Origin of the sequence: Bacillus sp. 41-22 (genome assembly GCF_025809295.1) — a bacterium.
Taxonomy (GTDB): domain Bacteria; phylum Bacillota; class Bacilli; order Bacillales; family Bacillaceae_G; genus Bacillus_A; species Bacillus_A mycoides.
In genome coordinates this window covers 5,020,912-5,033,449 of sequence record NZ_CP084035.1, presented here as the reverse complement: position 1 = coordinate 5,033,449, position 12,538 = coordinate 5,020,912, and the positions used below count along the sequence as shown (strand labels likewise).

Here is a 12,538-nt window from a genome sequence, read left to right as displayed (position 1 = left end):
TTTGTTAAAAAATAGTAAAAAAATAGAGAGTAATTAGGGAAAATAGAATGGGATAATATTTGATATAGGGGGAAGAAGGGACATAGAAAAATGAAGAAGGTGTTAGTGATAGCACAAAATTTTTATCCGGAAATCGGAAGTGCGGCGAATCGAATTAAGAATATTTACTCGGAATTAAATGAAAAAGGATATGATGTTACAATTTTGACTACTGATCCAAGATATCCAAATGAAAATTTATATAAGAAAAAGGAATTTTGGGACGAAGTATCGTTAAATAGTGAAGACATTATAAGAGTAAAACCAAAGGTAAAAAAATACACCAATAATATGTTAAGAAGGTTATTTTTGTATTTAGAAATCACAGTACTCTTTATTATGGCTATATTACGTATGGATAAAAAGTATGATTATGTATTTGTTTCAACTCCGCCTATTTTTATCGGCATAGCAGGGATTTTTGCAAAGAAAAAACTAAAGGCTGAACTATTGTTAGATGTTCGAGATTTATGGCCGGAATCATTATTGGGTGTTGGAGTTTTTGCGAATCGATTTGTTTTATCGATAGCATATGCTTTAGAAAAGCTGTTATATCGTGCAGCCGATCAGATCATTGTAAATAGCGCAGGCTTTATTCCGTATCTTGAGTTGAAAGGTGTTAAACGCGAAAGAATTTCATTTATGCCAAATTCTTTAACTGAGGAAGAATTACATATGGTAGAAAATAAGCGGATTATAACTTCCTCGACTATTGAAACAGTGGAAGTGATTTATACAGGGAATATCGGGTTAGCTCAAGACGTTCTGAAGTTGATTGATGTAGCAGAATTTCTAAAAGGAAAAGAAAATATAAAATTTAAAATAATTGGCTATGGATTTAAAAGTTATCGAGTAGCTGAAGTTATTAAAGAAAAAAAACTTTCTAATATAGAAATTATTAAAGCAAAAAGTCGTAAGAAGACTCTACAGGAAGTGGCAAAAGCACATATTGCATATGTTAGTTTAGTAGATGAAAAAGTGTTTCAAACGGTTTTGCCAGGAAAGATTATTGACTACATGTGTATGAAAAAGCCTATTGTTGGTGATGTGTCTGGATATGCGGAAAAGGTTATTAATGAAGCTCAATGTGGTTTGATTTCACATGATCGAACAGTTAAAGAATTAGGAGAGCATATTTTAAGATTAGCTGAGAATGAGATATTACGAAAAAAAATAGGGGATAACGGACATAAGTTCGCCTTCCAATATTTGAGATGGAAAAATAACATCAAAGTATTAACGAGTTTAATGGAGGAAAAAGATGCAACAGAAGAAAGTGTGTATGTTCGTATGGAACCACTTCACAAATGATGCCCGTGTGTTAAGGGAATGTACGGCTTTAGCTGAAGAGGGTCATGAAGTGGACTTGATATGTATTCACGATTGGAAACAACAGGATTTACCTAAGTGGGAGATGCGAAAAGAAGGGTTTACAGTAACACGTGTAAATAATCGCCTATCTCTTTTACAAAAAGGTTTGGGTGCAGCAAAACGAGTAAAACAGTTAATAACGAAAAATATAGTTACAATGTTTTTATTTGGAGTAATTGCGGCACTGTGTTTCTGGAAATTTCCAATAATAACATGTTTGATATTATTATTTGGTGCAGTATTTTCCGTGGCGAAGCTACGGACATTAATTGTACGCTCTTACATATTGGCTCAAATGGTCAAGGTAGGTTTGAAAAAGGAATATGATTTCTATCATTCTAATGATTTAAATACACTACCACAAGGATGGCTTTGTGCGAAAATATTTAGAAAAAGGAAATTGGTTTATGATTCACATGAGGTACAGACTAGTCGTACAGGATACAATAGTAAAATTTATGGGATTATGGAGAAATTCTTTCTTAAATATACAGATGTGATGATTATGGAAAATCATACACGTGCAAAATATGCGGAAGATTTATATGGCTTTTATCCTAAGGTCATTCATAACTATCCTTTTGTAACGCAACCAGAGGACAGTAATTCAATTAATCTGCATGAGGTGTTAGAGATTCCAAAGGAAGAACCCATCTTGTTATATCAAGGCGGAATTCAAATAGGAAGAGGATTAGAAAAGCTAGTACAAGCAGTTCCGATGTTTAAAAAAGGTACGCTTGTGTTTATTGGTGATGGGCGTATTAAACCTGAGTTACAAAAGATGGTGCTGGAGTTAGGTTTGGAGAATAAGGTGAAGTTTATTCCGAAGGTGCCTGTAAATGAATTATTGCATTATACGAAAAATGCTTATTTAGGTTTTCAGGTTTTAAATAACGTTTGTTTTAATCATTATTCAGCTTCATCTAACAAACTATTTGAATATATGATGAGCGGGGTGCCTGTTGTTGCTTGTAGTTTTCCTGAGATACAACGCGTGGTAGAAAATGAACATGTTGGGGTTTGTATAGATTCTCACAATCCTGTTTCCATTGCTGAAGGAGTAAATTACATATTAGAACATCCAGAAGAAAGAGAAAAAATGAAAGAAAATTGCTTCATCGCCCGTAATAATTATAATTGGGAAAATGAAAAAGAAATCTTTATAAACATATATAAGAGCTTGGAATAGCATAAGGGAAAAAGTTTTCTGTTTTTACGTTACCATATGAACTAAAAGATGGGAATGAGAGTTTCTTGAAGAAAGCGAAGCTAAGTGTAGTAATTACGAATTATAATAAGGAAAAATATTTAGCTCAGTGTTTACAATCTGTTATCGAGCAGACATTAAAGGGGATCGAAATTATTGTTGTTGATGATGGTTCAACAGATAATAGTATGACAGTATTGAGGCAGTATGAAAAGCAATATAATAATTTGAAAGTTTATAAGCAACAGAATGCTGGTGTGAGTGCTGCACGTAATATAGGATTGCAAAAAGCAAATGGGGAATATGTTACATTTTTAGATGCAGATGATTATGTACATTTAGCTGGATACGAGGAAATGTATGAGGTTGCCAGCGAAAATAATGCAGATATGGTTATTGCCAATATTATTTGTTTTAATGAATATAAAAATTGGCCACTTTCATACATGAAAAAATTATTTGATAAGAAACTTCCGTTAATTAGGAATGTTGCAACAAACTTAGAATTACATTTCACTCCATCCACAAGCAATAAGATATTTAAAAGAGAAATGTGTATCATCAATGGTATTCATTTTGATGAAGATCTTTGGGTAGGAGAGGACTTGTTATTTACACAAAAATGTTTGCTGGTTGCAGAAAGAGTAATCGTACGCGATATACCGCTGCTTTATTATAGAATAGTAGATAATGGTGGTAATAACCTATCTAAAAAAACAACGATTACGTTCTTTAATCAGTTAGTTATATTACAAATGAAATTAACGGCCCTGTATAGAGAGAAAGAAAGAGTTCCGTTAATTCATACTATCGAGGCAAGACAATGGAAATTCTTTGTGGATTCCATTGTTTTAAAGGGGAAAAATTTTTCAAGTGAAAAGCTTTTAGAAGTCATTCAATTAGGAAATAAGTTTCTATCAAACCTAGTTAGTTTAAAGTATGTAGAGAATTTTAATGTGCGTGATAAATTAATAACTGAAATGATAAAAGAAAATGATTGTATAAGTTTAGAAAAATTATTAAGTAGTATTCAGGATGAATTGATTTCAAAAGAACATATATACGATAATGAAAAATATTATTATTTTTATTATCAATTTTTCCCTCGATATAAAGAATTATTGCAAGTTAATAATTTAACCGTAGTTCATAAAATTGAAGGAATAAAACTTCGTAAAGAGGTTCTTACAATTAGTGGATATGCATTTATTGAAAATATATCGACCAAAAAAATAAAAAAAGAATTGGTATTTTATAAAGAAGGAACTACTAAAACAATCCAACTAAAAAACTCCTTACGTACCGATATATCATACTTATTTTCTAACAACACAATTGACTATAATGATGCGGGATTTGGAACAATAGAAGTCAATGTAAGAGATTTGTTAGAAGAGGGAGAATGGAGAATATCAATACGCCTCAGCATAGGGAATACTGTTGTTGAAGAACCGCTAAGGGTTCTGTTAGCACAGTTACGCAATAATACAAAGTATCAAAATGTAAATTCATTGGATATTAAAGTGCTATATAAAAATAGTGAAGCTACAATTCAGATTCATAAGTCTAACTATATGAAGAGAATGATGAATACATATAGTGAAATTAAGCGAGCAATCCGTTATGATGTAGGTTTATTTAAACGGAAAAATTATGAAACATTACTTGCAATTATATCCTATAAATTATTTGGAGCATATTTTCGTAGAAAAAGGATATGGTTAATTGGTGAAAGACAAGATACAGCGCAAGATAATTCTTATCACTTATTTACGTATATTCGAAAGAAACATCCTGATGTTCCAGCTTTTTATATTATTAATAAGGAAAGTAATGATTATAAAAACATCAAAGGATTGGGTAATATAATCCAATTCGGAAGTTTTAAACATACATTTTATTTGTTAATCTGTAATAAAACGATTAACAGTTATTCAGAAACAGCAAATATGTATACAGATGATTATAAACATATTTTAAAGTACTATCCAGAATGGCAGCAAAACAAGAAGATTTTTATTCAACATGGTGTTATAGGGGTCAGTCGTGTAAATCATGTGTTAAATAAAAATCGAATGGGCTATTCTCTATTTGTTGTGTCCTCACAGTTTGAAAAGGATCATATCGTCAAAGAATTTGGATATGAGGAAGACGAAGTAATTGTAACGGGGCTTGCACGTTGGGATGCCTTGAAAGATGAGAGTAAAGGGAATGAAATTTTACTCATGCCAACTTGGAGAAGTTGGATTAAAACGAAAGACCAGCTAATGCAATCTAAGTACTGGCAGACATATATGTCATTTTTACAAAGTAAAGAACTTCATCAGATATTAGAAGAACAAGACATGACATTAACTTTCTTTCCGCATTACCAGACTCAAAAATTTGGTGCAGAAATGCCTGTATTTCATGAACGAATCAAGGTCATGAAACAAGATGAAGAAACAGTGCAAAGTCTATTAAAGCGACATTCTTTACTAATTACAGATTATTCTACAGTTTCATTTGATTTTGCTTATATGAATAAACCCGTAATTTTCTATCAATTTGACTATGATGAGTTTTATTCTAGGCATTATAACGAGGGGCCAATTAACCATAAGCAAGATTTATTTGGTCCTGTGTTGACGGATTTAGATACAATTCTTCAAAGTATATTACAGTACTTTAAAGGAAGGGGATTACTTTACACTTTTCAAGGTAAAGAGAAGAAATATTTAGTAAAAGATAGAAGGCTACATTGTGAGGCAATATTCAAAGAAATATCTAGATTAGGGGAAAAGAAATTATGAAGGTTATTACCATTGGGACAGGGAGCCGGTTGTTGTTTGATTTATATAACAAACCAGGTATATCCTTAATTGATAGCATATGTAAAACAAATATAATGAGTTTAATGTCCAGTTCCATTAAAGAATTAAAGGAACAAGATACAATAAGTTTAAATCATTATACCTTAGAACAATTAAAAAAAGATTATTTAAAACGGTTATCTGAAAAGGCAAAAGAGAGTGACTATATTATTATAGACTTTTTGGATGAAATGTATAGTTCAGTAAAAAAAGATGGTAGTTTTATTACTTTAAATTATGATGTTCAAAGTAGTTCATTAATGAACACTTTAAAAGATAATGAGATTTATAAAAATGAGCTTAATGAAGCTTGGTATAGCACATGTTTATTATTGATAAATAGGTTAAAAAAGTTAATTTCTAATAAAAAGGTTATTCTTCATGAAATGTATTTGGCGGAAAAATATAAAAAAGATGGGGAACTATTAGAGTTTTCTAATGTGGAAGAGATTAAAAAAATTAATAAAATTTTAAAGGGGAAGTATGAATTTTTTAAAGGGAATTTTAAAGGGATTAATGTTATAAATATAGATCAGAACTATGCAGATGCTAATCATAAGTATTTATTAAGGCCACATTTATTAAGTATTAGTTATTATGAATGTCTGTATGATATTTTGTGGAATAATTTTGCTATGAAACAAGGGGAATATAGAAATGAAAATTTGAAAATTAAAATGTTGATATTTGGTAGCTGTGATTCCAGGGATATTTTTAGAGTATATGAGGAGCATAATGGACATCTAAAATATGAAATAATAGATTACTATGCTCGGAGTAGTTTGGCTAGTATAACAGCAAAACCAATAGCATATAAAGAAGATCAAATATCTTTGATTAGTACTTTTAGAAGAAAATCATTACATAGGGACTTAGACAAAACTTTTATAAAAAACTTAAAAGAAATTGCTAAGAAGGTCGATTACTTGGTAATAGACTTTATGGAAGAACGTTTTGATATTTTAAGGTATAACAATACGTACTTTACAAGAAGTTGGGAGTATAGAGAATCAAATTTACAAAATGAATTTAATGTGACTATATTAGATAGATTTGACTCGGGGATAACGAAGATTTGGGAAGAAAATTGTTCCAAGTTTATCGAGGAATTAAAAAAATATTTCCGTCCAGAGCAAATTATTTTAAATGAAGTTCAAATGGTAAATTCTTATTTAAAGGATAACCAGATGTATTTATTTGAAAACCAAGATTATATTTGTAAATTTAATAAATTATTAACTCATTATCATCAATACTTCAAAGAGAATTTTGAGGGGATAAATGTAATTAAACCGAAGAAAGCGGACTATTTCTACTGCGACTCAAAACATTTATGGGGATGTTTCCCATATCATTTTAATGATAAATATTACTTAGAGTTAGAAAGACAAATAGGAGAACTTATAGATTAGAAACAGTTAGAAAGGTGAGCAGAATGAATATTATCTCTTTAGGTTATGAAACAGGCACACTATTAAGTATGGTATCAAATGAAGAACTATATGTTGATATTGATTATACGCTAGGTTCTATTATAGATGTAATGTCCCCATCATTAAAAGTTGATCCTAAAAAAATACAACCAGCGGTATATAATAAACAAGTTATTCTAGCTAATGAACTCAATAAAAAAATTGTAGGAGATATAGAAGAGTTAGGAAGAAAAAAAGATTATATTGTTATTGATTTATTAGATGAGCGATATAATTTACTGAAATATAAAGATACCATGATTGTGGATAGCTGGTTATTAAAGGACAGCAATTTATATTCAGAAATACAGAAAGGTTCAAGTGTGGTTTCAAATGTTGATTTTAGCCTCTGGAAAAAATATTGTGATAAATTTGTAAAGCTTTTAAATAGTCATTTTGCTAACAGAGTAATTATTCATGAAATGTATCTATCAGAACAATATTTGAAAGATGGAGAATTTAGGGAATTTAAAAATATCAATAAAATTAGAGCGTGGAATGAGAAACTAAAGGGGTATTACAAATATTTAAAAGAAAATATTTTAAATGCTAAAGTAATTAGTATTGAAGAAGAAAATTATTCTGACATGTCTTTAATCAAGGTTTTAAATCCTGCAAAAAAGAATGAGAAGTACATTCAAAGGCTTGTAAAAGAAATTCAATGTTTATATCAAGAAAAGAAATATAAATATAATGCTGCAGTTGTTATCGCTAGCTATAATGTTGAAAATTATATTGAGGAAGCTATTCAATCTGTACTAAAACAAACAATTGAAAATGTACAAGTTGTGGTAGTTGATGATGGATCAACAGACAAGACACAAGATATCATTAGAGATATGGCAAGTAAACATACAAATATTAAATGTTATTTTTTAGAAAATACGGGGAGTCCATCAGAACCAAGAAATATAGGTATTAGTTTAGCTGAGGCAAAATACATTACATTTTTAGATGGAGATGACTATTTAGGTCCTGATGCTTGTGAGAAAATGTACTCATATGCTGAAGAACAAAAAGCAGATTTAGTGGTTGGTAAAATGATGTCCTTTGTAGGTGAGTCATTCTTTGAATCTTCTAAGGTGAATCCGAGATTTGCCGAAAGATATAAATATGAAAGTAGTATTGAAGGATATAAAGAAACTCATATTAAGCATAATCCAATTCTATATTTATTCCCAAGCTCATGTGCTAAATTTTATAGAGCAGAATTAATTCAAAGAACTAGATTTAATAGGCATATTAAATATGGAGAAGATTTCCTATTTGCAATTGAAAGCTTTTTTGATTCTAGAAAGACTATTTTAATTGAGGATTTTGTATACTATTATCGTGGTAGGCGTGAAACCGATAATGAATCTACTACGCAACAGAAGACACTTAAAAACTTATCAGATCTACAAATAGCTTTAACAACTGTGGATTCGATTATCGATAAGAATCATTTTTCTATTGCTAGGCTAGAGAAATTCCAGGATGATATTCAATATTATAGAATGTTGGAAGCAAACCAACATATTGCCAATATTCTAGATTATCCTGAAAATGAACAAATTCAAGCCTTAAAGATAATTAAGAATACTTTATTTAGTCCAAACTTTGATCAAGAAAGAATAAAAATCTTTTCTATCATAAATTATGTTAAATTGTCGCTTCTGATAAGTGAAAAGTATGGAGAGTTAATAACTTTATCACAATTACTTAATAAAGTTACGATGTATGATTATATAGATCAATTTCCTTTTCAGACTCTAAAACGTAACAATAATGTATATTTTTCTTTCATGTATAAAAAGAAAGAGATTTTAATTGATATTACACATCTTTTTGAATCTGCTAAGCTAGTAAATCGATTACTTGATATTAAATTTGTCGATAATGAATTGGTTTTAAAAGGATTAGCATATCTTAAAAATATTTCAATAACAAATAAAAAAGATATTAAACATACTATCATGATGAAGCATAGAAAGAGTAGGAGAGAATATCGCTTTACACCGGCTTATTCATATAATAATAAATTTTCTTCAGCACGTTTTAAATACGGTCATGGTGGTTATGAAGTTATTATCAAATTTGATGAAAGTATCGAACCGGGCGGATATGATTTCTTTATTGAGACTGATTTCCTAGGTTTTTCGAAAAGTATCCCACTTGGGGGAATGAATAATAATTTTATTTATAAGGCGGATAATCATTTTGTAGAAAATGAAAAGGATAGATTTGAAATTATTCCTATTGTGAAAACTAGAAGTAAGTTGGCTTTAAATTATAAGAAGTTCAATAGTAAGTGGGAGTATTTAAAAAGAAGATTAGCTTCTAATATAAGAAAAAAACAATATTCAATAAAGCAAATTAAAAATAATAATTATATTAGTAAGTCCAAGAAATTAAAGCTACTATCGGGAATAATAACAGAGGATATTTCAAATTTATTGCTTCGTAAAAAAGAGATTTGGTTAGTCGGGGAAAAATTAGGTCATTCTGCAAATGACACTGGATACTGGTTCTTTAAACATTGTAGAGAAAAATACCCTAATAAAAATGTATATTATTTAATTGATAAAAAGTCTCCTGACTATGCTAAAGTTAAAAAGCTGGGGCATGTTATCCCATTCTATAGTCTAAAGCATATTATTTATTCGATGAATGCTAAGTATATATTTAGTAGTGATAATGTAAATATATTATTACCATCAAATATTAAGCATCTAAGGAAAGCCACACGTGTATTCATTCAACATGGCATTATTCTTCCTGGACGGGTGGAGAATGTATATCATTCTAATAAAGATTTAGCGGATTATATCTTGACAAGTAGTAATTTAGAGACACAAATTATTAAGAATCATTTTGGTTATAATAATGAGGAAATTTTGAACTGTGGGCTCCCTCGATTTGATACGTTACAAAATAAGGAGAAAGAAAAACGTATCATGATGACATTTACTTGGCGTAAAAATATACAAAACTTAGATCAATTAATGGAAAGTAAGTATTTCAAGACTATCCAATCTTTATTGAATAATAGTAAATTTATAGATGTGTTGGAGATGAATGACATTATACTAGATGTATGTTTACATCCAAGGACATGTCAGCTTTTAGAAAAAGATACTTCAGGTATAGTGGAGAGTTTGAAAACTTCGTCTAATATTGAAATCCACAATTTCAATAAGGTGGATGTAAGAGAATTAATTGAGAGAAGTTCTATGATGTTAACGGACTATTCAAGTATTTCTTTTGATTTTGTATATCTCGAGAAGCCAATTATTAATTACTTGTTCCAAAATAATACACCAATTTCTGAGGGGAATATTGAAAACGTATTACCAGGGTATGTGTCTTATTCAGAGAACGATGTAATTCACGCTGTAGAAGCACATTTAGTAAAACAAAGACGACTTAAGAAAATTAGTAAGAAGCGTTATATTAAATATGATGATGGGCGTAACTGTGATAGACTTGTGAAATTTGCTAGTGGGAGTCGATAATCTGTGAAAATCTGTGTAATAGGATTAGGATATATTGGTCTCCCTACTTCCGCCATGTTTGCGAAACATGGCGTTGCAGTAGTGGGGATTGATATTAATTCAAATGTTGTAGATAAATTAAACCGAGGAGAAATTCATATTGAAGAGCCAGAACTCGGAGAAGTTGTAAAAGAAGCGGTAAATGCAGAGACATTGCGTGCTTCACTTACACCCGAAGTAGCAGATGTTTTTATTATTGCTGTCCCAACTCCTAATCAGAAAGATGAAAATAAATCATGTGACTTGACGGGAGTTTTAACGGCAGTTAAAAAAATTATCCCCTACATTAAAAAAGGGAATATATTAATTGTAGAGTCTACAATTGCTCCTCGCAGTATGGATGATTATGTAAAACCTTTGGTTGAAGAGGCTGGATTTGTGGTAGGTAAAGATATCTTTTTGGTACATTGTCCAGAGCGTGTGTTACCAGGGAAAATTATGAATGAAATTGTTTATAATAATAGAATTGTAGGGGGAGTAACCCCAGCTTGTGCTAAGAAAGCTGCACAAGTATATGGCATATTTGTACAAGGAGAAATAGTAGAGACAGATGCGAAAACTGCAGAGATGTCTAAGTTAATGGAAAATACATTCCGTGATGTTAATATTGCATTGTCAAATGAGTTGACCAAAATATGTAACAATTTAGAAATAAATGTATTAGATGTCATTGAAATGGCGAATAAGCATCCGCGTGTAAATTTACATCAACCAGGACCTGGAGTAGGAGGACATTGTTTAGCTGTCGATCCATATTTTATTGTAGCAAAGGCACCAAAACTTACAAATATTATTCAAATTTCTCGAGATACAAATGTTTCTATGCCTTCATATGTTGTAGAAAACGTTGGGAAATTACTTGAAGGAATTGAAAAAGCCAAAGTTGCTGTGTTTGGCGTAACTTATAAGGGAAATACAGATGATATGAGGGAGAGCCCAGGGCTAGAAGTTATAGACTTACTTCATGAACAAGGATACGAAGTTGCAATTCATGACCCATATATTCAGGGGAATTTCTTTAAAACACTATCATCAGAAGAGGCTGTGGAAGAAGCGGATTTACTCCTTGTATTAGCTGATCATAGTGAGTTTAGTAGCATGGATTATAATAAATTAGCTGCTAAAATGAGACAACCACTTCTTTTTGATACCCGTAACTGTATAGTAGAAAATCCAGGGATTGATATGAAAATTATTAATTTTGGAAATATATATAAGGTGTTACAGGAAAAGGGGTTATTGTATGAGAGCAATAAAAAGTGTTATTCGTGAACAATTAGATAGCATCTATTTGATGGGAAGGCTTTCTTCGTATGAACTCAAGCAACAATATGCAGCGAGTACGTTAGGAGTTATATGGGTATTTTTAAATCCATTAACACAGATTTTAGTTTATTGGTTAGTATTTGGTCTAGGTATAAGAGGCGGGGCACCTGTAGAAGGGGTTCCTTTCTTTGTTTGGATGATATGTGGTATTATTCCATGGTTTTTTATTAACAGTTCAATTATTCAGGGCTCTAATTCTATTTACGCCAAGCTTAATGCAGTGTCTAAAATGAATTTTCCATTGAGTGTCATTCCAACGTATGTTATATTATCGCAATTATATACACATATGATTTTGCTAGGTGTGCTATTAATTATTATAGTATTTATTAAAGGGTTAAGCTTTCTTAGTATAATTGGCTTGATATATTGCATATTTTCTACTTTCTGTTTCTTAATTGCATTAGCTTTTATCACTTCTACAATCTCTACCATTTCAAGAGATATACATTTGTTTATTCAATCAATTACAAGAATGTTATTTTATTTAACACCAGTATTGTGGAAACCAAGTGAACATATGAATGGTGCTTTTGCATTTTTAATGAAAGCAAATCCATTTTATTATGTGGTAGAAGGTTATAGGCTTTCATTATTACATGGTGATATTAGTTTCATATGGTCATTATATACATTATACTTCTGGGGAATCGCAATTATTTTGTTTGTGATTGGATCAATGTTTCATATAAGGTTCCGCAAGCAGTTTGTTGACTACTTATAAAAGGTGAATGATTC

Annotated in this window: 7 protein-coding genes; all 7 read left to right on the top strand. The window is 30.5% G+C overall.

The window, feature by feature from the left end; translation table 11 throughout:
* The first annotated feature begins 90 nt into the window (after positions 1-90).
* The 7 genes from LCF45_RS25925 to LCF45_RS25895 all read left to right on the top strand — a co-directional run bounded on the left by LCF45_RS25925 (position 91) and on the right by LCF45_RS25895 (position 12,524).
* On the top strand, positions 91-1,350 hold the full coding sequence (locus tag LCF45_RS25925; RefSeq protein WP_063225616.1) for a glycosyltransferase family 4 protein: 1,260 nt from the start codon (positions 91-93) through the stop codon (positions 1,348-1,350).
* Positions 1,301-2,599 carry a glycosyltransferase gene (locus LCF45_RS25920; protein WP_263894374.1) on the top strand — a complete coding sequence of 433 codons (1,299 nt, stop codon included), beginning with the start codon at positions 1,301-1,303 and terminating at the stop codon, positions 2,597-2,599. The genes LCF45_RS25925 and LCF45_RS25920 overlap by 50 nt, the downstream gene beginning before the upstream one ends.
* A gap of 65 nt (positions 2,600-2,664) precedes the next feature.
* Positions 2,665-5,409 (top strand): bifunctional glycosyltransferase/CDP-glycerol:glycerophosphate glycerophosphotransferase, encoded by a 2,745-nt coding sequence (locus LCF45_RS25915; protein ID WP_063225614.1) that lies wholly within the window; start codon positions 2,665-2,667, stop codon positions 5,407-5,409.
* Entirely contained in the window at positions 5,406-6,881 is a 1,476-nt protein-coding gene (locus LCF45_RS25910; protein WP_263894373.1) for a DUF6270 domain-containing protein, read from the top strand. Before LCF45_RS25915 ends, LCF45_RS25910 begins: the two co-directional genes overlap by 4 nt.
* 23 nt (positions 6,882-6,904) lie before the next feature.
* Positions 6,905-10,435 carry a bifunctional glycosyltransferase/CDP-glycerol:glycerophosphate glycerophosphotransferase gene (locus LCF45_RS25905; RefSeq protein WP_263894372.1) on the top strand — a complete coding sequence of 1,177 codons (3,531 nt, stop codon included), beginning with the start codon at positions 6,905-6,907 and terminating at the stop codon, positions 10,433-10,435.
* A gap of 3 nt (positions 10,436-10,438) precedes the next feature.
* The gene (locus tag LCF45_RS25900; RefSeq protein ID WP_263894371.1) at positions 10,439-11,746 is read left to right on the top strand and encodes a nucleotide sugar dehydrogenase; all 1,308 of its coding nucleotides are present in this window, start codon (positions 10,439-10,441) and stop codon (positions 11,744-11,746) included.
* Positions 11,718-12,524, top strand: a complete 807-nt coding sequence (locus LCF45_RS25895; protein ID WP_063225610.1) for an ABC transporter permease — start codon at positions 11,718-11,720, stop codon at positions 12,522-12,524. Before LCF45_RS25900 ends, LCF45_RS25895 begins: the two co-directional genes overlap by 29 nt.
* The last annotated feature ends 14 nt before the right edge of the window (positions 12,525-12,538 follow it).

What these genes read in the sequence shown, in the direction of transcription:
- LCF45_RS25925 (WP_063225616.1), top strand. Translation starts at nt 91, where the DNA reads ATGAAGAAGGTGTTAGTGATAGCACAAAATTTTTATCCGGAAATCGGA.
- LCF45_RS25905 (WP_263894372.1), top strand. Translation starts at nt 6,905, where the DNA reads ATGAATATTATCTCTTTAGGTTATGAAACAGGCACACTATTAAGTATG.
- LCF45_RS25895 (WP_063225610.1), top strand. Translation starts at nt 11,718, where the DNA reads ATGAGAGCAATAAAAAGTGTTATTCGTGAACAATTAGATAGCATCTAT.
- LCF45_RS25910 (WP_263894373.1), top strand. Translation starts at nt 5,406, where the DNA reads ATGAAGGTTATTACCATTGGGACAGGGAGCCGGTTGTTGTTTGATTTA.
- LCF45_RS25920 (WP_263894374.1), top strand. Translation starts at nt 1,301, where the DNA reads ATGCAACAGAAGAAAGTGTGTATGTTCGTATGGAACCACTTCACAAAT.